Below are 18,687 nucleotides of genomic sequence, written 5' to 3'. Positions count from 1 at the left end.
AGGCAGGCAGTGACCGCAGCGAACGAAACCAAGGGACGCACCGGCGGCGTCCAGTCGATCGAGCGGGCGTTCGGACTGCTCGAGACCATGGCCGACGAGGGCGGCATGATGGGACTTTCGCAGCTCGCCACCGCCTCCGGCCTGCCGTTGCCCACCATCCACCGCTTGGTGCGCACGCTCGTCGACCTCGGCTACCTTCGTCAGGAACCGTCGCGCCAATACGTCCTCGGCCCGAAGCTGATCAAGCTCGGCGAAAGCTCCGCGCACATGCTGGGCCTGCGCGCCCGCCCGCACCTCGCGCGACTGGTCGACGAACTCGGCGAATCCGCCAATATGGCCATGCTCGACGGCGACCAGATCGTCTACGTCGCGCAGGTCCCATCCCGCCATTCCATGCGCATGTTCACCGAGGTCGGCCGCCGAGTCCTGCCCCACTGCACCGCGGTCGGCAAAGCCCTGCTCGCCGGCATGCCCCCCGAGCGCACCCGAGACCTATTGCAGCGCAACGGAATGCCCCGCTACACCGAACACACCATCACCGACCCCGAAGAATTCACCCGCCAACTCGAAACGGCGGCCCGCAACGGCTACGCCATAGACGACGGCGAACAAGAACTAGGCGTGCGCTGCGTAGCCGTGGCCGTCCCCCAAGCCCCCGCCCACCTGGCCATCTCCATCTCCGGCCCGGTAGGCCGAATGTCCGAACAACTCGTAGACCGAGCCGTCCCCCTGCTCACCGAAGTAAGCCAAGCCCTATCCACCGACCTCCGCTGAAACGGACCGACCGCTGACTGCTCCGCAGGGATCACGACGTTTCTCGGCTTGCCGACTGCTGGGCGGACGTTCGAGCGGGTGGGGTCTCGGTGGTCATGAGGACGTAGGAGAAGCGGCGGATTCGAGGAAGCCAGGCTTGGAGAGCGGAGAGGTCGGGAAGGTCGACGGTTTCGGAGAGCTTGGTCAGGCCTCGGTGAAGTCGAATCCAGTGTGGGAGTTGGGGGTTGGGGAAAGGGCCGACCACTCGGTTGGACCAGGCCGATTCCGTGCGGTGGGGTTCTAGATCCAGGACGAACTGGGTCCAGGGGGTGTTGGCTGCGCGGTGGGCGATCCCGCCTTGGACGCCGTTGGCGGGATCCGGTGGGGTGTCGAGGACGCCGCCGAGCGGCCGGGCGTGGGCGGTGAGCAGACCGAGAAGGAGGACTACGGCCTGGTATTCGCCGGGTTGGCCGTCGGTGCCGAGAAAACGGGAGGCGTCGGAGAGGTCGCGGGTGGCGCGCACCATTCGGTAGAGGTTGAACAGGCGCTTGGCTTCGCGCGGGGTTTCGATCAGGAGGTCCAGCGAAGTCAGCAGGGCCAGTTCGGGTTCGGTGAGCGGCCGCGGTGGGGCCGGGGTGGCTCGGGGCTGGGTGTCGACCTCGGACCCGGGCTCGATGATGGTGAAGCCGCCCTCGTTGTACACACGGTTCGTGGAATTGGGTAGGAGTTGCTGACGGGTATTCGCCTGGGTCACCACTTGTTCGGTCGACGCGGGAGAATGGGCTTGATCCTGATCGATCGATCTGAGCAGTCGGCCGAGGCTTCCTTCCGACATGGCGGGCAGTGCGAGCGGGATATTGAGGATCTTCTCCAGGTAATCCTCGGGCGTATGCCAGTCATCGGCCATATCGCCGGCGATTCCGTCATGCAACAGGTCCGCGTACTGACTGCGTAGCGAACGCAGCAACCACCGCGGATCGACGCCGACGACGACAACGAACAACTTGAATGCCAGTAAGAGATGGACCGCTTGCAATACGGCGACAACCTGGTCCGGGCGGCAGCGGTCGAGATCGTCTATGTACAACACGATTCGGTCCGCAGGGCGTTGGGTACCAGCCCATTCTTCCGGATTCGCGCGCCATTCCTCCATCAACTGAACGAGTTGCGCGAGGTCCTTACGGATTGTCGAAACCAGGCCCAGGTTTCCGGAGTAGGAGTTTCCTTGCGCGCGATCGGCGAGGAACGAGTACAGCCGTCTGCCGGGCGCTAGCTGTGCCAACTGCCTGCCGAGTTCGCCGACGTGCGCGACGACGTCGTCGAGTTGGGCCTGGGCGACTCGTTGTTCGGCCTCGGCCGTGCGCAGTTCGGCGAGCTTGTCGGCCAGTTCTTCGACGGCCGAGCCGCGGGTCGCCTGGCTCAGCTGGGACTGCACGTCCTCGGTGACCTCGCGCAGATTCCGCAATCCCTCGCGGGTGCGGGCAAGTAGCCCGACCCCTACGCCGCCGAACACCAGCACGGAGGTGACGACCGGAGCCGCCCACTCCCGGACCACCGGCGCCACCATCGCCACCACCACACCGAGCAACAGCAGCACGACCGCGACCGCCAGCGAGCGGCGACCCCAGCGTTCAGACGCCCCGCGCCGCAGCCCGTCCGCCTCGGTCAACGTGCCGTGCAACTGAGCGGTGAACAGCTGGGCCTGCTCCACCTCGTCATCGACGCCCAGTTGACTCCACAGCTGACTGACCCGGCTGCCGAACACCGGCGAGGCCCGCAGCGCCGTCATGAGATCGCCGGCCGTGGATTTGCGCTCGGCAATCGCCCGGTCCACGGTGGCCTGGAGCCGGGCCGCGGTCACCCCGGCCTGCTCGGTGACGAACTCCAGTTGATCGCGCTGATCGAGCCGCTCGGCCAGTTCGGAGCGGATCTGCTTCGCGTGCTCCTTCGGATCGAAGGCCGGACCGGCGAGCTGCCGGAAGATCTCGTCGCCGAGGCTCGCCCACAGGTTGGTATCGGCGTAATGCCATGCGTTGAAACCGATTTGCGCGACCTGACCGCAGTATCTGGTGCCGTCCGATCCGGCGAGCAAGGTGACTCGGGCGCGCAGCATGGCCATGAAAGTGCTCTTGCCCGAGCCCCATTCGCCGAAGATTCCGATGGACAGCGGCAAAGGTGTTGCCTTGTCGGCGATTACGGTCGCCAGCATGCTGACGTAGGGAGCGAATCCCAGTTGGTCGCTGGAGAGCGGGAGTCCCTCGTTGGGGTCGACGAGATCGCGGGCGGTTCCGCCGGCCAGTTCCGATCCGCTCTGTTGCAGATAGCGGGTGAACTCGCGGTTGATCAGTTCCTCGTCTTCGGTTGTCCGGCAGACGAAGACGAGAAAATCCGGGCGCCCGCTCGGCAGCGCCTGCACCGCATCGATGACAGCGGGCACGAGGACGGCCGCGATGCCGTCGGCGGGTTCGGCCATCGCACCGGTGCCCAGCAACGGAAAACCAAGCGCCCGAGACCCATTCGCCGCTGCGGCGGCAACGGCGCTCTTGGCGACGAGACGCAGGGATTCATCGGTGATTTCGCCGATGTCACCAACCTGATCTCGCGGCGTGGCCAGGATCGCCCGCCGCAGATGCGTGACGGCACTCGACGTTTCTCCGGACAACTCCAATACAGCCGGAGCGTCGGCGCGGATATCGGCGAATCGAATGGAATCCCACGCCGCATCCGGGAACCGGCCTTCCAGCGCGCGGCCCAGATTTCCGAGACTGCTACCCAGAGACACCACGATCGTGTCGATCTCCAGGCTCCACGGCTGACTCGTCCGCGCGACCGAACACAGCACGTCCCCGATCACACCGAGCGCGACTCCGGACGGGACCTCTTCAGCCACGTGCACCCCCTGCTGACCTGTGTTCACTAGGCCGAAAGGGATTGTAGTGCAGCAGACATCGCCAACGGGGTGTTGCGGACTAACCCACGTCCCGACGCAACCAGGTCACCTCGGCCCCGGATTCGGTCCCGTAACGATAGATCTCCAGATCCTCGTCCCACGCAGTCCCGAGCGCCCGATCGATCTCGGCGGCCAAATCATAGGTGTTGTACTTCCCGAGTTCCCCCGCGGCTTGCAGCATTGCCCGCAGCCGCATTTCACCGAGGGTGACGTCGCCGTTGGCACTGGTGGAACCGTGCCAGAGCCCGAGCCCGGGCACGAAACAATAACGTTCGCCGTCGACTCCCTCGCTGGGATCTTCGGTCACCTCGAACCGCAGCACCGGCCACGAGCGCAAGGATTGAGCGATGCGGGCGGCGGTGCCGACCGGGCCCAGCCATTCACTGGTTGCGCGCAGTTGGCCGTCGGCGGGTTGCGCGGTCCAGCGCAGCTTGGCGGTCGAGCCGAGTGCGGAGGTGAGCGCCCATTCGACGTGCGGGCACACCGCAGCGGGCGACGAGTGGATGTACACCACACCCGCCGTCACGTCCGCGAACTGACTCGATGCGCGCACTACTAACACCTCCAGCGTCGACGGGGGACGTCTTCCCCAACGAGCCCGTCTGCTGGTGTTGCCTGAGTGTACTGGAGTGCCCGATGTTACGTGTGTTACTTCACCGCCGTGTTGCGTGGGATTGTCGCCTCCGCAATAACGGCATCACTGAGGGGCGGCCAGGCCGCTCTCGCCCAGTCGCCGAAATTCTGGTCGGTCAATACGAGACACGCCAACGACGACGCGGGGTCGACCCACAGAAAAGTGCCGGATTGCCCGAAATGACCATACGTTTCCCCCGAATTGGCGCTACCGGTCCAATGCGGAGTCTTCCCGTCCCGAATCTCGAAACCCAGACCCCAGTCATTGGGGCGCTGCGACCCGTAACCGGGCAGCACCCCATTGAGCCCGGGAAATTGGACGGAGGTCGCCTCGGCGTGGGTCTGCGCGGAGATCAACCGCGGGTCCAGCAATTCCGCCGCGAAACGCGCCAGATCGGCGGCGGTGGACCGGCCGGCGTGCCCCGCGGGCCCGGCCAGAACCGAACCTTTCATGCCGAGTGGCTCGAACACCGCGTCGTGCAGATATTCGTCGAACGCGATCCCGGTCTGCTCGGTGACAAAACTCGCGAGCACCTCGAATCCGGCGCTGGAGTAGATGCGGCGGGTGCCGGGTGCGGCCTGGATCTCGGTGGTGTCGAAGGCGAGTCCGGAGGTGTGCGCGAGCAGGTGCCGCACGGTCGAGCCGGGCGGGCCTGCGGGCTGGTCGAGTTCGACCGCCCCCTCCTCCACCGCGACCAGCACCGCATAGGCGACCAGCGGCTTGGTCACCGACGCCAGCGGGAACACCCGATCGAAGTCGCCCTCGGTCTCCGTCTCCCCGTCCCGTGCGACGACCGCGGCCGCCGCGTGCCGAACCGGCCAATCCCTGATCTGCTCGAGTGAACGCACTCAGCGAGCGTACGACCAGAACGCCGTTACCATCGAATGACTATGGGTGAACAGCTAACGATCCACGGCGAGGTCGAGTCCGGCTTCGGGCCCGTCGCCGACGCTTTCCGGCGCAATTTCGCCCAGCACGGCGAAATCGGCGCCGCGGTCGCGGTGTACGCGGGCGATCGGGCGGTGGTGGATCTGTGGGCCGGTCATCGCGATCGGCACCGGACGCTGCCGTGGGAGCGGGACACGATCGTGCCGGTGTTCTCCTCGACGAAGGGGCTGGCGGCGTTCACCGTCGCGTCGGCGGTTTCCAAGGGGCTGCTCGAATACGAGGAGCCGGTGGCGAAGTACTGGCCGGAGTTCGCCGCGCACGGCAAGGGCTCGGTCACCGTGCGGCAGCTGATCGATCATCAGGCCGGGCTGTCCGGCCTCGATTCGGTGGTGCGGCTGAGTCAGATCGCGGACCTGGACGGGCTCGCGCCGATCCTGGCCGGGCAGAAGCCCGCATGGAAGCCGGGCACCCGGCACGGCTATCACGCGATCACCCTGGGTCTCTATCAAGGCGAGTTGCTGCGCCGGGTCGACCCGCAGCACCGCACGCTCGGGCGAATCTTCGCCGAGGAGATCGCGAAACCGCTCGGCCTGGATTTCTTCATCGGACTGCCGGCCGAGCAAGGGCTGGAACGCATCGCCACCATGGCCGCCACCCGCGGCCTGGACGCGCTGCGCTACGAACGCGACTTCCCGCTGCGCATCGGCGCCGAGATCGCCGCCAAGCGCGGGTTCGCCTATGCCGCCCTGAGCAATCCGCGCACCGGCAGCCCGGCGCGGGCGACGCGACGCGAATTCCTCGAGGTGGAGCTGCCCGGTTCCAACGGCGTCGGCAACGCCCGATCGCTGGCCCGCGTCTACGGTGCCGCGGCGGGCCGCACGGGTGTCCTTCCGATCGACGACACCCTGCTCGACCGGCTGGCCGCCGCGGACACCGCCGACGACGTGCCGGCCGGAGATCTGGTGCTGCACATCAAGACTCGGTACCACCTCGGCTTCCGCAAGTCCGGCGGCGAGTTCCGCTTCGGTTCCGACAAGCGCGCCTACGGCACCACCGGCCTCGGCGGTTCCTTCGGATTCGCCGACCCCACAACGGGTCTCGGCTTCGGCTACACGATGAACCGCCTCGGCCTCGCCGTCCTGGACGACGTCCGCAGCCGCAACCTCCGCGAAGCGCTGCTGCGCAGCGCGGGCTGATTACTCAGCGCCACACAGAGATCCCTTTACGGCCGCGGTGGATCGGCCGCGACAATGACCGGATGGGTATGTGGACCGTCGCGCCGGAAGCCTTCGACTCCCCCGGCGCAACCCTGCTGTGGCGCGCTTACTACACCGAAGTCAGCGACCGCTGGTATCAGCTGCATGAAGGCCACGCGACCGACCCGATGGAACTCGAACGGGGTATCGCCGCGACGACCGGGGCCGAATTCACGCCGCCTCGTGGCGTATTACTGGTCGCTCGATATGCGGGTGAACCCGCTGGAACGGCCGGCGTGCACCTGCTCGATGCCGCAACCGCGGAGTTGAACCGCGTATTCGTCCTCCCTGCCATGCGCGGAAAAGGCGGCGCGGAACTGCTCAGCACGGCCGCCGAACACCACGCCCGCACCCTCGGCGCCGCGCGAATCGTCCTCGACACCCGCCGCGACCTGGTCGAGGCCCGAGCCCTGTATGCCCGGCTCGGATACGCGGAGTCGCCACCACACAACGACCAGATGTACGCCGAGTGCTGGTACGAGAAGAGGCTGTAACCGAACGGCAGTCCTGCTTACACTGACGATGCTCCACCCGCTTCAGCGATTCGAATCAACACCCGAGCACGGAATCGAGGGACCTCGTGGCAGAGCAGCCCACCACCGTCGACACATACATCGCCGCGTTTCCCGAAGACGTGCGCGGCATCCTCGAGGAAATCCGGCACACCATTCAGCGCGCCCTGCCGGAGGCGACCGAGGCGATCAGCTACGACATTCCGACCTTCAAGGTGAACGGCCACAATACCGTCCACTTCGCCGGCTGGAAGAAACACATCAGCGTCTATCCGATCCCGGACGGCGACAAAGCCTTCAATCGCGCCGTAGAGCCCTATCGAGCGGGCAAGGGAACGCTGAAGTTCCCGCTGACCAAGCCGATCCCGTACGACCTCATCGCGCAGATCGCGACCACCCTCGCCGCCCGCTCCTGAAGGCCCACAGTTAATGGGTCTACGCCGCTATCGCGGTAGGCGGCATCATGATCGACGTCTCGATGTCGATCAGCGGTGAGGGTGTCCGATGGCAAGTGGTCACTATGGATACGACCGGCTCCCGCCGATCCGGCACGGGCTCGTCGAGATCGATCACGCGGTCTTCGAGGCCAATCAGGCCCATATCCGCAGTGCGGTGATCACCACGGAGAATTCGGTCCCGCTCGGCTACACCGTGCCCGCCTTCGCGACGGTCGACGACGCCGTCCGGCGGGTCACGCTCGACGACATCGTCGCGAACGGCCCGGCCGTGCTGATCTTCTACCGCGGCGCGTGGTCGCGGCGCTGCACCGAAGCCTTGCGCCGATACGAGCGGGAACTACTGCCGGAGCTGTATCGGCGCGGCGTGAATCTGGTCGGGATCAGTCCCCAACTCCCCGACGGATCGCAGTACACCAGGGTGTTGAACAACCTGACCTTCCCGCTGCTGACCGACTCGGGCAACGTGATCGCCCGCACGCTCGGCATCGCCCATTTCGCCGACCCGAACACCATGGACACGGTCGAGCGGGCCGGTTATGCGGTCGGCAAGCGCAATTCCGACGGCGAGTGGGAGCTCCCCCATCCCACGACGCTCATCCTCGACCACCGGCGCACGGTGCGCTTCATCGATGTCCGCGTCGACGGCCTGCCGCCCACCCACCCCAAAGACATTCTGGCCGAACTGCATTCGTGACCTGGCCGGGCCAGGTCACGAACACGCTCGATTACCAGTCGGCCTCGGTGTACTTGATGATGCCGCGAATGTTCTTGCCGTCCAACATGTCCTGGTAGCCCTGGTTGATTTCCTCGAGCGCGTAGGTGCGGGTCACCATGTCGTCGAGGTTGAGCTGACCGGCCTTGTACAGGCGGAGCAGGTTCGGGGCGTCCTGGCGCGCGTTGCCGCCGCCGAAGATGGTGCCCTTCACCGTCTTCTGCAGCATGGACAGCAGGAAGCTGTTCATCTTGACGTCGCCGGCGTCCATCCGGCCCATCGAGGTGACCACGAGCGTGCCCGCCTTGGCGGTCAGGATCAGGCCCTCTTCGACGTAGTCGCCGTGCATCTCGCCCATGGTGAGGATGACCTTCTCGGCCATCCGGCCCTCGGTGGCCTCCAGCAGCGGCATGATCGCGGCGGCCATGCTCTCGTAGGTGTGCGTCGCGCCGAACTTCTGCGCCTGCTCGCGCTTCCACGGATTCGGGTCGATGGCAACGACTTTCGACGCGCCGGAGAGCACCGCGCCTTGCAGCGCGCTCATGCCGACGCCGCCGATGCCCGCGATCACCACGGTCTCACCGGGCTCGACCTGCGCGACATGGGTGGCGGAGCCGAAGCCGGTGGGCACGCCGCAGCCGACCAGGCAGGCCACCTCGAACGGGATGCTCGGGTCGATCTTGACCACCGAGGTGTGGTGCACCGTCATGTACGGGGAGAACGTGCCGAGCAGGCACATCGGGATGACGTTCTCACCGCGCGCCTGGATCCGGTAAGTGCCGTCGCTGATCGCCTGACCCATCAGCAGGCCCGCGCCCAGATCGCACAGCGCCATGTTGCCGCTCACGCAGGACGGACAGCGTCCGCACGCGGGAATGAACGACAGGATGACGTGGTCGCCCACGGCCAGATCGGCGGGGCAGTTCGGCCCGAGCTTGGTGATCACGCCCGCACCCTCGTGCCCGCCCATCACCGGGAACGCGGGCATCGGCGTCGCGCCGGTGACGATGTGATGATCCGAATGGCACATGCCCGCCGTTTCCAGCCGGATCTGCACCTCGCCGGAGACCGGATCGCCGACCTCGATCTCTTCTACCGACCATGGTTGGTCGATCCCCCACAGGATCGCGCCCTTCGTCTTCATTCCTGTCGACCCTCTCGCATGCACGTGCTTATATGTGACTGCACCCACAGTAAGCCAAAAGTGGAACGCGTTCTAGTACCGGGTTGGAAATTCAGCGGTATCGGCACTCGAGGGTCCGGAACACGTTCTAGTCCTGCGGCGAATGTCAGCCGCGCACGTCGTGCACGTGATGAACCAGATCGTGGATGAAGTAGAGCGCGAACGAGTCGACGGTGAAGTCCGCGCCGTCACTGCGCTCGCCACGCAGGGCGCGCTGCTCCGGGGGAACGGACTCGAAGGCACGCGCGATCGCCTCGGCCGCGCCGGCGAGTTCGGTGGCGACCCGGGCGGGGTCCTGCTGGTCGTAGCGGTCGGCCACGGCGGTCTCATCCTGGTCCCAGTTCGCAAACCGCGGGACCGTGCCGTCCGACGTGCCGCGCAGCATCTGCGCGAGGCGGTGATCGAAGAGCCGGCACACGTCGCGGACGTGCGCGCCGTACTCCAGCGGCGACCAGGTCGCGTCATCCGGACGAACCCGGGCATCAGGCCGCGCGAGCACCTCGGCGAACCGCGTCGCGGCGTCCCGGGTCAGCGGCGGCACATCCGTGTAGCCGGTCGCGGCAGGGTCGAAACCGCAATCGGCACAGGCACGTTCGAGCACCCAGGTCCAGTTCTTCACGTCAGGAACGATCGGCATGCGGCAAACCTAACCTGGCCGAATATCACCAACCACGGATATTCAGCCAACTGTCGGCAACATCCCGACAATCAATCCATCAGTCGGTGCGCGCGCTCGAACAGCTCCAGCGTGATCGCGTGCAGGAAGTCCCCGACCTGCTTGGGCGCCTTGCCGGCGAAGGCACGCGCGTGCGTGCCCTCCAGCACGATGCCGAGCTTGAAGCAGGCGAGCACGGTGTACCAGGGGACGGCGCTGAGGTCGCGGTCGGAGAACTGCCCGTAGTGCGCGACCATCTCGTCCGGCGTCGGCAGCCCGCCCGCGGCGCCGAGCTTGCCGACCAGCGCGGCGCCGGTGGTGCCGGGCTCCGGCCGGGTCGCGATCTGCCAGCCGAGGTCGAGCAGCGGATCGCCGATAGTGGACATCTCCCAGTCGACCATCGCCGCGACCTGCGGGCCGTCGTAGGCGAACATCATGTTGGCCAAGTGGCAGTCGCCGTGCAGGATGCCGGGCGTCCACTGCGCGGGCCGATTGCGGTCCAGCCACTCGCCGGTCCGCTCGACGCCCGGGATCTGCGGGCCGGGGTAGCCCTCGTTGGCCGAGTAGGACTCGAGCTCGCCGAGCCAGCGCGGAACCTGACGTTCCAGGAAGCCGTCCGGCTTGCCGTAGTCGGCCAGTCCGAGGGCCTGATAGTCGAGCGCGCCGAGCCGGGCGATGGCCTCGACCGCGGACAGGCCCATCGCCTTGCGGACGGCCGGGTCGCCCGCGTGCAGCTCCGGCAGCTCGTTGGCCGGATTGAAGCCGTCGATCGGCTCCATCAGATAGAAGACGGCGCCGATCACCGAGTCGTCGGGGCAGGCCGCGATCACCCGCGGCGCGCGCACGTCGGTGCCGTTGATCGCGGCGAGCAGGCGGGCCTCGCGGCGGATCACGTCGTTGCTCTTGGCCCGCAGATGCTTCGGGCCGCGGCGCAGCACGTAGTCCGCGCCGCCGCGGCCGAAGCGCAGCATGACGTTCTGCGTCCCGCCGCCGAGGGCGGTGACATCCTCGAATTCCCCTGCGGGCAAGCCCTGCTCATCCATCCACTTGCCGACGAGGGCGAAATCGACGAGTGCCGGATCGACGCCGACTGGTTGCGCAACAGACATGTCCAACATTGTGCACCACCCGTCGAACCGAACTGAGGGCACTAGACAACAGTTGGGCCCAACCTGGGCGGCGTAGGGTTTCGAGCACCATGCGCACGTTGTTGATCGACAATTACGACTCGTTCACCTATAACCTGTATCAGCTGATCAGCGAGGTGAACGGCATCGAGCCGACTGTCGTGCGCAACGACGAGGCCGGCGAGCTGGAATTGGCCCGTTTCGACAACATCGTCATCTCCCCCGGACCCGGTCGACCGGACGTCGCCCGCGATGTCGGCATCTCGGCCGCGGTGATCCGCGAGACGGACCTGCCGCTGCTCGGCGTGTGCCTCGGGCACCAGGGCATCGTGGTCGCCGCGGGCGGGACGGTCACCGTCGCGCCGGCCGCGCGGCACGGCTACCTGGACCGGATCGAGCACGACGATCGGGACCTGTTCGCGGGCCTGCCCCAGGGCTTCACCGCCGTCCGCTACCACTCGCTGGCCGCCGAGCCGCCGCTGCCGGACAGCCTGGAGGTCACCGCGACGGCCGCCGACGGGGTGATCATGGGCGTGCGGCATCGCACCCGGCCGCAGTGGGGCGTGCAGTTCCATCCGGAGTCGGTCGCCAGCGAGTTCGGCGCGGCGCTGCTGCGCAACTTCGCGAAACTCACTGCCGCACACCGGGCCCGGGCGACCGGGCGGGAGACCGCCGCGCAGCGAGTGGATCCGGTGACGATGCGGCTGCGCCCGATCACCATCGCGCAATCGCATTCCGCGACAACGCAATCCACCACCTCGACGCTGACCCACGAGCAGTTCCCCGCGCTGGTCGAGCAATTCGGCGCCTCGAGCAGCGGCCCGCTGACCGGTACGGCACGACCCGACATCCTGGATCGCTACGGCGGTGCGCCGCGGCATTGGCAGCTCCAGCACGCGGTGCTCGACCGGGCGATCGATACCGAGAGCGCGTTCGTGCGGCTGTATGGCAACTCCCCCACCGCTTTCTGGCTCGACAGCGAGCACGTCGAACCGGGGCTGGACCGGTTCTCGTTCCTTGGCGACGCGAGCGGGCCGCTGGCCGAGGTGGTGCGGTACCGGGTCGGCACGGGTGCGGTGACCGTCGAATCGTCCGACGGGAATCGGCGCGTCGTCGCCGGTGGGGTGCTGGACTATCTGGCCGCCGAGTTACGGCTGCGCCGGCTCGAACTGCCGGATCTGCCTTTCGATTTCGCGGGCGGGTACGTCGGCTATCTCGGTTACGAGGTGAAGGCCGACTGCGGCGGGCAGACCGCGCACCGGGCGCCGACCCCGGATGCGCAATGGATCTTCGCCGACCGGATCGTGGTGGTCGATCACGTGGGCGGCCGCACTCATCTACTGTCCCTGACGGATTCGACGGCGGACTCGCTGCGCGCGGGCGCCGACTGGCTGCGCGACACCGGCGAAACCCTGGAAACCCTGCCCACCTGGGCGAATCCGCCCACCCTGGAGATGCCGTCGGACGGCGAGGTGGTCGAGCCGCTGCTGACCCGCGGCCGGGAACGCTATCTCGCCGACATCGCGACCTGCCGGGAACGGCTGCTGGCCGGTGAATCCTATGAAATCTGCCTCACCGACAGCGTGACCGTGCCCGCCGTCGAGGACGGCGGCCTCGAGTTCTACCGCACGCTCCGGCGCTGCAACCCGGCCCCGTACGCGGCCTTCCTGCGCTTCGACGACCTCGAAATCGCTTGCTCCTCACCGGAACGCTTCCTGAAGGTCGACCGGAGCCGCACGGTGGAGAGCAAGCCGATCAAGGGCACCGCCGCGCGCGGCGGCACGCCCGCCGAGGACGAGCGGTTGGCCCGCGAGCTGGCCGACAGCCCGAAGACCAGGGCCGAGAACCTGATGATCGTCGACCTGCTGCGCAACGATCTCGGCCGGGTCTGCGAGATCGGCAGCGTGCACGTGCCGAAGCTGATGGCCATCGAGTCGTACATGACCATGCACCAGCTGGTGTCCACCGTGCGCGGCACGCTGCGTCCCGGCGTCGGCGTGATCGACTGCCTGCGTGCGTGTTTCCCCGGCGGCTCGATGACCGGCGCGCCGAAGCTGCGCACCATGGAGATCATCAACGAGCTGGAGACCGAGGCGCGCGGCATCTACTCGGGCACCATCGGCTTCCTCGGGCTCGGCGGCACCGCCGATCTCAACATCGTCATCCGCACCGCCGTGCGCTACGACGGGCGCTGGCGGATCGGCGCGGGCGGGGCCATCGTGCTCGACTCCGACGCCGAGGACGAGTACCACGAGATGGTGCTCAAGGCCGCCGCCACGTTGCGCGCGGCGACCGACCGCGTCGCTCGCTGACAACGGGCAAATCCTGCCGATATCCGGTACGGCCCGCCGAACGGAGGGGTCGGAGGATTCGGCGTGTCGGTGGGTCGTGGCATAGTTCGGTCACGATGAAACTCAGCAAAGGCGCCAACGCAGCGGTACCGACATCCCTTCTTGCCGTGGTTGTTTCGTGGCGGTCGGACCACACGGTGGACGCGCATGCCCTCTTGCTGGGCGAGTCGGGGACGGTCCGCACGGATCGCGATCTGGTCTTCTACAACGCCCCGCGCCATGTTTCCCAGGCGGTGACCCTCGATCAGGAGCCCGCGCCGCGGACCGCCCGGCTCAGCGTTTCGCTGCCGCGCACCGAGGCCGACGTCGATCGGATCGTGATCACCGGCTCGGTCGACGACGGGACCTTCGGCGACATCACCGGCCTGTCCCTCACCATCCACGACGCGCACGGCCCGATGGCCGGGTTCGCCATCGAGGACGCCGATCCGGTCACCGCGCTGATGTTCGGCGAGTTCTATAGACGCGACGGGCAGTGGCGATTCCGGGCCATCGCGCAGGGGTGGTCCACCGGATTGCCCGGTCTGGTCACCGAATTCGGGGTCAGCGTCGACGAGCAGCCGCGCGCGCAGCACCCGGCGAATCCGTTCGGTGGGCGGCCTGCGCAACCCCCGACGCTGGAGCGCATTCCCGTCGATGACGGCTCGATCGACCAGAGCGCCACGACGAATCCGCGGCTGCGGCAAACGGATCTGCTCGACCACCGGCGACCGATCGACCTCGGCCGCCGCCTGGCCGACCCGGTGCCCCCACCGCCCCCGCCGCCGAATCCCGAGCTAGCCGACTGGCATTCGGATCCGGAGAACCCGGCCCGCCTGCGCTGGTGGGACGGCACCGAGTGGACCAGCGCCACCCACCACCGGCACCAGCCGCGCGACCGGCACTGCGACCGCTGCGGAAACCTCCGGCGCCGCAAGCTGTTCGGCGGCCTGGCCCCGTGCCAGTCGTGCGAGTCGGAGATCGAAGAATTCCTGACCCACTGGCACACCCAGGCCTGGCGGGTGCTCACCGCGCACGGACCGCGCGGACCCGAATGGGCGTCGCTGTGGGCATCGTTGCGGTATCAACGAATCGACGAGAACGTGGGCCGGGAGGTGCTGCGCGACGGGGCGCTCAGCTACGTGGAGCGGTTGGTCACCTTCACCTTCGCCGACGGTGAAGTCGAGCAGGAGGAGCTGGCCGCGTTCGAGCACGCCGTCAGCGAATTGGGCCTGGACGGTCCGTTGATCGAAGACCTGCGCCGGCGAATGCATCGCGGCCGCACCCTGTCCCGGCTGCGGGCCGGTGACCTGCCGGTGGTGCGGACACCCGGCCTGCACCTCGACCCCGAGGAGAAGGTGCACCTCGATCTACCCGCGGTGCACGTCCGGCAACTGGCCCGCGGGCCACGCCTCACCGAGGGCCGGTTGATCGTCAGCAACAAGAAGCTGCGCTTCGTCGGCGACGGCACGGGCACCGAATTGCCTTGGTCACGTGTCGTTTCCGTGCACACCGAGCAGAACACGGTGGTGCTCGCGGCCACCTCCTCGCGCGGCGGCGCCAGCTTCACCGTCAGCGACCCGGACTACGTCGCCGCCGCGCTGGAGGGCGCGCTCCGGGTGGCCAAGCGCCTGATCCTCACCCCCGGCCAGCTCGACACCCGCAGCATCCCGCAGGAGGTGAAAGCTGAAGTCTGGCAACGCGACGGCGGCAAGTGCGTCGAATGCGGCGACAGCCACTACCTCGAGTTCGACCACATCATCCCGCTCAGCCGCGGCGGCGCCACCAGCGCCACCAACCTGCAAATCCTCTGCCGCGCCTGCAATCGCGCGAAAGGCGCGCGCATCTGAGCGGACCTACTCGGTCAGCAGCCCTGCGGTGTGGCCGAGGTCGACCAGCATGGCGTCGAACAGGATCTCGGGGTTGGACAGCGGGATCGGGTAGTTGCCGAAGACCTCCAGGGTGACGTGCCCGTACAAGCGCGCCCACATCTGGATCATCAGATACATCACCCCCAGATCGAGCTTCTCCGCCGGGAACTTCTGCCCGCTCTCCGACAGCGCCGCGAGCAGCTCGGTCTGGAAGTGCACGAGGTCTTCGCGCAGCTCCGGCGGGATGACGTCAGTGGGCGGGGTGACGATGTCGTAGTTGGCCAGCAGCCGGCCCGCGGCGGCGAGGAAGATCCGCCCGAAGGGTTCGTCGAATCGGCGCAGCGCGCGGGCCTCGCCGCCGCCGGGCGAGGCGAACACCAGGGTGAATTCCCTGGTGTGCGCCAGCGCCCAGCGGCGAAAGCCCTTGCAGATGGCGAAGAACTGCACCACGCCGTCGTCCGGCAGGGTCGCGATCTCGGCGGACAACTCGTCGGCGAGGTCGGCACAGAACTCCAGGCGCAGCCGTTCCAACAGGTCGTCCAGCGACCCGTAATAGCGGTACAGCGCGGGTGCGGTGATGCCGAGCTCGCGCGCGATCGCGCGCAGGCTCACGGCTGCTTGTCCATGGTCGACTAGCAGCGTCCTGGCCACCCGCCGGATCTCAGCGTCGGTCACGATCGGCGAGCGGCCCCGGGGTTTGGGGTTACTCATGAGGTGATTCAAGCGTATTGAACATCCCACCGCTTGATGCCGTTCAACCAGCCGGAACGCAACCGCACCGGTTCGGCGACCTGGCGCAGGTTCGGCATGGCGTCGGCGATCGCGTTGAACATCAGATCGATCTGCAACCGGGCCAGGTTCGCGCCGACACAGTAGTGCGTGCCGGTGCCGCCGAAGCCGACGTGCGGGTTGGGGTTGCGCAGCACGTCGAAGCTGAACGGATCCTGGAAAGCCTCCTCGTCGAAGTTCGCCGAGCCGTAGAACAGTCCGAGCCGCTGGCCCTTCTTGATCTGCTGGCCGCCGAGCTCGAGGTCCTGGGTCGCGGTGCGCTGGAAGGCATTCACCGGGGTGGCCCAGCGGACGATCTCGTCGGGCGCGGTGCGCGGCCGCTGCTCCTTGTACAGCTCCCACTGCTCGGGGTTGTCCACGAAGGCCTTCATGCCGTGGGTGATCGAGTTGCGGGTGGTCTCGTTGCCTGCCACCGAGAGCAGGATGACGAAGAAGGCGAATTCGTCGGAGGCCAAGCCCTCGCCGTCGATGTCGGCGTTGACCAGCTGGGTGACGATGTCGTCGGCCGGGCACTTGCGCCGGTCCTCGGCCATGTTCCAGGCGTAGCCCATCACCTCGGCGGTGGCCACCTGGTGATCGCCCTCGAATTCCGGGTCGTCGTAGGAGATCATCTGGTTGGACCAGTCGAAGATCTTCTTGCGATCCTCCTGCGGGATGCCGATCAGCTCGGCGATCGCCTGCAACGGCAGTTCGCAGGCGACCTGCTCGACGAAGTCACCGCTGCCGTTCTGCTTCGCGTCGTGCACGATCTTGGCCGCCCGCTCGGTGAGCGCGGCGCGCAGGCTCTCGATCGCGCGCGGGGTGAAGCCCTTGGAGATGATCCGGCGGACCTTGGTGTGCTTGGGCGGATCGAGGTTGATCAGCAGCATGTCGCTGAGCATGCCGATCTGCTCCGGCGTGACGTCCTCGTTGAACCGGATGATCGACCCGTTCTCGTGCGAGGAGAACAACTCCGGGTGCTTGGAGATCTCTTTGATGTGGTCGAGCTTGGACACGACCCAGTAGCCGCCGTCGTCGAAGCCGCTGGCCCGGCCGGACTGGGCGCACCACCACACGGGGGCGGTGCGGCGCAGCTCGGCGAATTCCTGCACGGGCAGTCGGCTGGCGAGCATGTCGGGGTCGGTGAAGTCGAATCCTGCGGGAATCGCGGGCGTGGTCACGGTCACGGGGCTATCTCCTACCGGTCTGGCGTGCAGACCTCACAACGTTGTGTGGAACACGTTCCAGAAACGATGGAACCACAGAACCACGGCCGGTGAACAGTGTTTAGTAAAACCTGTTTACTTGATTCCGCTCAGCGGGCGCGCGCACGCCCAACCCGTCCGGCTGGGCGTGCGGGCGTACGACTCAGCCGAGTTTGCGGAAGAATACGCGCAGGTCATCGACCACCGCCTGCGGATCCTCCATCGACAGGAAGTGCCCGCCGCGACCGAGGTCGGTCCAGTGCACGATGTGGTGATCGCGTTCGGCCCAGCGGCGGATGGTCACGTCATGGGCGGAGACCAGCACGCCGGTCGGGACCGTCGGGGCCGCCCAGTCGCCGGAGCCCCAGTTGCCTTCCGATTGCCCGGCCGTCTCGTCCGGGGACCATTCGCCCGAACTCCATTCGTTCGCGGAGATCTCCTCGTAGTAGATCTGCGCCGACGAACCCGCGGTCCCGGTCAGCCAATACAGCGAAACCTCCAGGAGTATCCGGTCGCGATCGATGCTGTCCTCGGGCAGACCGTCTTCGGGCAGGGTCAGCTCCTTGAACTTCTCCACCATCCAGGCGAGCTGACCCACCGGCGAGTCGTTGAGGCCGAACGCGACGGTCTGCGGTCGCTTCGAATTGCATTGCAGGTAGCCGTCATTGAAGTTCTGCATCTGCGCCCAGATCCGCTGCTCGGCCTCGGTGAGACCGTCCATTTCGCCTTCGATCCCGACCGGGAAGGTGATCAGCGCGTTGACGTGCACGCCGACGACCCGCTCCGCATCCTGCTTGCCCACCTGCGGCGCGACCCACGCCCCGGTGTCGTAGCCGTGTACTCCGTACCGGTCGTAGCCGAGCCTGGCCATCACCTGACTCAGCGCCCCAGCCATTTTCGCCGCGTTCATGCCCGGACCGGCCAGCGGAACCGAGAAGCCGAAGCCGGGCAGCGACGGAATCACCAGGTGGAAGGCGTCGGCCGGATCACCGCCGTGCGCCCGCGGATCCGACAGCGGGCCGATCACGTCGAGGAAGTCGGCGACCCCGCCCGGCCAGCCGTGCAGCAGCAGCAACGGCGTCGCGTCCGGTTCGGGCGAGCGCACGTGCAGGAAGTGGATGTTCTGGCCGTCGACCTCGGTGCTGAACTGCGGGTGCGCGTTGAGCCGGGATTCCTGTGCCCGCCAATCGAATCCGGTCTGCCAGTAGTCGGCGAGATCTTTCAGATAGCCGACCGGAACGCCCCGGCTCCAACCGACGCCGGGCAGTTCCGCGGGCCAGCGGGTGTTGGCCAGCCGCGCGTGCAGGTCATCGAGCTCGGCCTGCGGGATGTCGATGCGGAAGGGGCGGATGCTTTCCGGTGTGTTTGTCATGATCAGGACGGTA

The 18,687-nt window shown here is 67.2% G+C and carries 16 protein-coding genes; 7 read left to right on the top strand and 9 right to left on the bottom strand.

The window, feature by feature from the left end; genetic code table 11:
* The first annotated feature begins 9 nt into the window (after positions 1 to 9).
* Positions 10 to 774, top strand: coding sequence for an IclR family transcriptional regulator (locus AB0M22_RS20275; RefSeq protein WP_364728667.1), 765 nt, complete (start codon positions 10 to 12; stop codon positions 772 to 774).
* A gap of 31 nt (positions 775 to 805) precedes the next feature.
* On the opposite strand, the gene AB0M22_RS20270 is transcribed toward AB0M22_RS20275, so the two are convergent.
* The 3 genes from AB0M22_RS20270 to AB0M22_RS20260 form a co-directional block, all read right to left on the bottom strand.
* Positions 806 to 3,643 (bottom strand): P-loop NTPase fold protein, encoded by a 2,838-nt coding sequence (locus AB0M22_RS20270; protein WP_364728664.1) that lies wholly within the window; start codon positions 3,641 to 3,643, stop codon positions 806 to 808.
* Positions 3,644 to 3,722: 79 nt separating this feature from the next.
* Positions 3,723 to 4,256, bottom strand: coding sequence for a DUF3145 domain-containing protein (locus tag AB0M22_RS20265; protein WP_364728662.1), 534 nt, complete (start codon positions 4,254 to 4,256; stop codon positions 3,723 to 3,725).
* 95 nt (positions 4,257 to 4,351) lie between these two features.
* The gene (locus AB0M22_RS20260) at positions 4,352 to 5,185 is read right to left on the bottom strand and encodes a serine hydrolase domain-containing protein (RefSeq protein ID WP_364728659.1); all 834 of its coding nucleotides are present in this window, start codon (positions 5,183 to 5,185) and stop codon (positions 4,352 to 4,354) included.
* Positions 5,186 to 5,227: 42 nt separating this feature from the next.
* Between AB0M22_RS20260 and AB0M22_RS20255 the strand changes: the two genes are divergently transcribed.
* From AB0M22_RS20255 to AB0M22_RS20240, 4 genes are all read left to right on the top strand, one after another.
* Positions 5,228 to 6,421, top strand: coding sequence for a serine hydrolase domain-containing protein (locus tag AB0M22_RS20255; protein ID WP_364728656.1), 1,194 nt, complete (start codon positions 5,228 to 5,230; stop codon positions 6,419 to 6,421).
* Positions 6,422 to 6,483: 62 nt separating this feature from the next.
* Positions 6,484 to 6,975 (top strand): GNAT family N-acetyltransferase, encoded by a 492-nt coding sequence (locus AB0M22_RS20250; protein WP_364728653.1) that lies wholly within the window; start codon positions 6,484 to 6,486, stop codon positions 6,973 to 6,975.
* An 86-nt stretch (positions 6,976 to 7,061) separates the two neighbouring features.
* Positions 7,062 to 7,409, top strand: a complete 348-nt coding sequence (locus AB0M22_RS20245; protein WP_364728650.1) for a DUF1801 domain-containing protein — start codon at positions 7,062 to 7,064, stop codon at positions 7,407 to 7,409.
* Positions 7,410 to 7,497: 88 nt separating this feature from the next.
* The gene (locus AB0M22_RS20240) at positions 7,498 to 8,145 is read left to right on the top strand and encodes a peroxiredoxin-like family protein (RefSeq protein ID WP_364728647.1); all 648 of its coding nucleotides are present in this window, start codon (positions 7,498 to 7,500) and stop codon (positions 8,143 to 8,145) included.
* Positions 8,146 to 8,176: 31 nt separating this feature from the next.
* Here the strand turns inward: AB0M22_RS20240 and AB0M22_RS20235 are convergent, their stop codons facing one another.
* The 3 genes from AB0M22_RS20235 to AB0M22_RS20225 all read right to left on the bottom strand — a co-directional run bounded on the left by AB0M22_RS20235 (position 8,177) and on the right by AB0M22_RS20225 (position 11,119).
* Positions 8,177 to 9,307 (bottom strand): NDMA-dependent alcohol dehydrogenase, encoded by a 1,131-nt coding sequence (locus AB0M22_RS20235; protein WP_150406351.1) that lies wholly within the window; start codon positions 9,305 to 9,307, stop codon positions 8,177 to 8,179.
* 145 nt (positions 9,308 to 9,452) lie between these two features.
* Positions 9,453 to 9,983 carry a DinB family protein gene (locus AB0M22_RS20230; RefSeq protein WP_364728643.1) on the bottom strand — a complete coding sequence of 177 codons (531 nt, stop codon included), beginning with the start codon at positions 9,981 to 9,983 and terminating at the stop codon, positions 9,453 to 9,455.
* Positions 9,984 to 10,054: 71 nt separating this feature from the next.
* Complete coding sequence (locus AB0M22_RS20225) at positions 10,055 to 11,119, bottom strand: phosphotransferase family protein (protein ID WP_364728641.1); 1,065 nt, start codon at positions 11,117 to 11,119, stop codon at positions 10,055 to 10,057.
* Positions 11,120 to 11,199: 80 nt separating this feature from the next.
* Here AB0M22_RS20225 and pabB point away from each other — a divergent pair, with 80 nt between their 5' ends.
* The gene (gene pabB, locus AB0M22_RS20220) at positions 11,200 to 13,440 is read left to right on the top strand and encodes an aminodeoxychorismate synthase component I (RefSeq protein WP_364728638.1); all 2,241 of its coding nucleotides are present in this window, start codon (positions 11,200 to 11,202) and stop codon (positions 13,438 to 13,440) included.
* A 95-nt stretch (positions 13,441 to 13,535) separates the two neighbouring features.
* The gene (locus tag AB0M22_RS20215) at positions 13,536 to 15,308 is read left to right on the top strand and encodes a TerD family protein (protein ID WP_364728635.1); all 1,773 of its coding nucleotides are present in this window, start codon (positions 13,536 to 13,538) and stop codon (positions 15,306 to 15,308) included.
* Between the two features lie 6 nt (positions 15,309 to 15,314).
* Here the strand turns inward: AB0M22_RS20215 and AB0M22_RS20210 are convergent, their stop codons facing one another.
* The 3 genes from AB0M22_RS20210 to AB0M22_RS20200 all read right to left on the bottom strand — a co-directional run bounded on the left by AB0M22_RS20210 (position 15,315) and on the right by AB0M22_RS20200 (position 18,674).
* On the bottom strand, positions 15,315 to 16,040 hold the full coding sequence (locus AB0M22_RS20210) for a TetR/AcrR family transcriptional regulator (RefSeq protein ID WP_364728633.1): 726 nt from the start codon (positions 16,038 to 16,040) through the stop codon (positions 15,315 to 15,317).
* An 8-nt stretch (positions 16,041 to 16,048) separates the two neighbouring features.
* The gene (locus AB0M22_RS20205; protein WP_364729841.1) at positions 16,049 to 17,278 is read right to left on the bottom strand and encodes a cytochrome P450; all 1,230 of its coding nucleotides are present in this window, start codon (positions 17,276 to 17,278) and stop codon (positions 16,049 to 16,051) included.
* Positions 17,279 to 17,465: 187 nt separating this feature from the next.
* On the bottom strand, positions 17,466 to 18,674 hold the full coding sequence (locus AB0M22_RS20200; RefSeq protein WP_364728630.1) for an epoxide hydrolase family protein: 1,209 nt from the start codon (positions 18,672 to 18,674) through the stop codon (positions 17,466 to 17,468).
* Between the last annotated feature and the right edge of the window lie 13 nt (positions 18,675 to 18,687).

The organism is Nocardia sp. NPDC051756 (assembly GCF_040681495.1).
Classification (GTDB): Bacteria; Actinomycetota; Actinomycetes; order Mycobacteriales; family Mycobacteriaceae; genus Nocardia.
This window is presented reverse-complemented; position numbering and strand designations above follow the sequence as displayed.

Coding starts and splice junctions, on each gene's coding strand:
- AB0M22_RS20215 (WP_364728635.1), top strand. CDS start 13,536: ATGAAACTCAGCAAAGGCGCCAACGCAGCGGTACCGACATCCCTTCTT.
- AB0M22_RS20200 (WP_364728630.1), bottom strand. CDS start 18,674: ATGACAAACACACCGGAAAGCATCCGCCCCTTCCGCATCGACATCCCG.
- AB0M22_RS20255 (WP_364728656.1), top strand. CDS start 5,228: ATGGGTGAACAGCTAACGATCCACGGCGAGGTCGAGTCCGGCTTCGGG.
- AB0M22_RS20225 (WP_364728641.1), bottom strand. CDS start 11,119: ATGTTGGACATGTCTGTTGCGCAACCAGTCGGCGTCGATCCGGCACTC.
- pabB (WP_364728638.1), top strand. CDS start 11,200: ATGCGCACGTTGTTGATCGACAATTACGACTCGTTCACCTATAACCTG.
- AB0M22_RS20240 (WP_364728647.1), top strand. CDS start 7,498: ATGGCAAGTGGTCACTATGGATACGACCGGCTCCCGCCGATCCGGCAC.
- AB0M22_RS20250 (WP_364728653.1), top strand. CDS start 6,484: ATGGGTATGTGGACCGTCGCGCCGGAAGCCTTCGACTCCCCCGGCGCA.
- AB0M22_RS20235 (WP_150406351.1), bottom strand. CDS start 9,307: ATGAAGACGAAGGGCGCGATCCTGTGGGGGATCGACCAACCATGGTCG.
- AB0M22_RS20230 (WP_364728643.1), bottom strand. CDS start 9,983: ATGCCGATCGTTCCTGACGTGAAGAACTGGACCTGGGTGCTCGAACGT.
- AB0M22_RS20210 (WP_364728633.1), bottom strand. CDS start 16,040: ATGAGTAACCCCAAACCCCGGGGCCGCTCGCCGATCGTGACCGACGCT.